The sequence below is a fragment of the Staphylococcus sp. B1(2026) genome, assembly GCF_058895785.1.
In genome coordinates this window covers 1-1499 of the sequence record NZ_JBZXTS010000097.1, presented here as the reverse complement: position 1 = coordinate 1499, position 1499 = coordinate 1, and the positions used below count along the sequence as shown (strand labels likewise).

Below are 1499 nucleotides of genomic sequence, written 5' to 3'. Positions count from 1 at the left end.
CCAACAAAAAGTTGACACTATCAATAAAAAATAAAAAGCCACCCTATTAGGAATAGCTTTTTTATTTATTATTTTGTCTCACGGTGTAAAGTAACACGTTTTAAACGTGGACAGTATTTTTTTAATTCTAAACGCTCTGGATTATTACGTTTATTTTTTTTAGTAATGTAGTTACGATCACCACATTCTGTACAAGCTAAAGTAACATTAACACGCATTGGTATTTCCTCCTAGTTAAAATATAATAGTAACTATTCTATTTATTCATACGACTTTAATAGCATAACATAATTACAAATAAAAATCTAGTCATTATTTTTATTTTTTATCAAAAATTTAAACGCTATTCACTACTTAATTAAATAAATAAAACAATAATAGTTTTATTCTTATATTAGAAAAACTTACTATAATAAATTTACCTTCTAACATTTTGTCTATATTTTGAATATTTTTAATTAAATACTATTATTTATTGATTTTTTTAACTTAAGATATTTATTTTTTATTATTTTTAAATATAATAATAGTTTACGATGATTATTGAAATGATAATTTAACCCTTAATTTAAAATTAAAAACTTTAAAAGTCAATGAGATAGTCATCTATCTACTATTTCTAATATTTAATATGTAATCACTATAAAAAACGACATTTTAATATGATTTATTTGTTTTTATTCATTTTGACGTATATTAATAATGCTTCTATAATCTAGCTATTACATTCAGGAGGTATACTATGAACAATCTATTCATCAATAAAGACTACTACACGATCACATTATTACTCAAAAAAACAAATTTAATGTGCATTGCAGCAACTGGGTATAATGGTAAACTCTATTCAAAATTATATTTTCATAATGAGCCTGTACAATATGTGGCATTAAAACCATCAAAAGTTATTAATATGATTTGTAAGGGACATTTACATCTTAGTTATGAAGACTGCGCACAAATTACTAAAAACTATATTAATACACATAAAAAATCTGTAGTTTGTCTATTCGATCCAAATTTAACTGTATGGATTCCCTTAAGTTCGACACAACGCGATCATGATAACTGTGTTTGGTTAAATAATAATTATTGTCAAAGAGATATCTTTTATTTTTCTTCAACAATTAGAACAAGCGAAAAAAAACAAACAAAAATTCATTTTACCGATGGACAGCATACAACTGTTTTAACTAGTGAAATTATACTATATCGCCAATGGTGCCATTGTTCAAATTTACTTAATGAGATCCGCTTAGATAGTGCAGCAAAAATTCCTATGTTTTCTAATAAAACAGCTGTTAATCACATCAAAGAACCAGATGAGGCTTACTATTTAACTAATAATATTGAAACATTAAAACATTTAGCAAAATTGGCAAAAACTAAAAAATAAGCATTGATTGATATTGAATATTAAAAATAGTAATAAAACACGTTTGCCACTGAGCAAACGTGTTTTGTAATTATTTACGGCTCTTTGTCAAAGAGTGTTGATG

General features: G+C 24.7%; 2 protein-coding genes. One reads left to right on the top strand and one right to left on the bottom strand.

The features are described from left to right. Positions 1-68 precede the first annotated feature (68 nt). The gene (gene rpmG / locus AC5EAH_RS08065; RefSeq protein WP_493494265.1) at positions 69-218 is read right to left on the bottom strand and encodes a 50S ribosomal protein L33; all 150 of its coding nucleotides are present in this window, start codon (positions 216-218) and stop codon (positions 69-71) included. A 524-nt stretch (positions 219-742) separates the two neighbouring features. On the opposite strand from rpmG, the gene AC5EAH_RS08060 reads away from it, so the two are divergent. After that, a complete protein-coding gene (locus AC5EAH_RS08060; RefSeq protein ID WP_493494264.1) occupies positions 743-1396 on the top strand; it encodes a competence protein ComK in 654 nt (217 codons plus the stop codon). Positions 1397-1499: the final 103 nt, after the last annotated feature.

Excerpts from the sequence above, each read along its gene's own strand:
- AC5EAH_RS08060 (WP_493494264.1), top strand. The coding sequence starts at position 743 with ATGAACAATCTATTCATCAATAAAGACTACTACACGATCACATTATTA.
- rpmG (WP_493494265.1), bottom strand. The coding sequence starts at position 218 with ATGCGTGTTAATGTTACTTTAGCTTGTACAGAATGTGGTGATCGTAAC.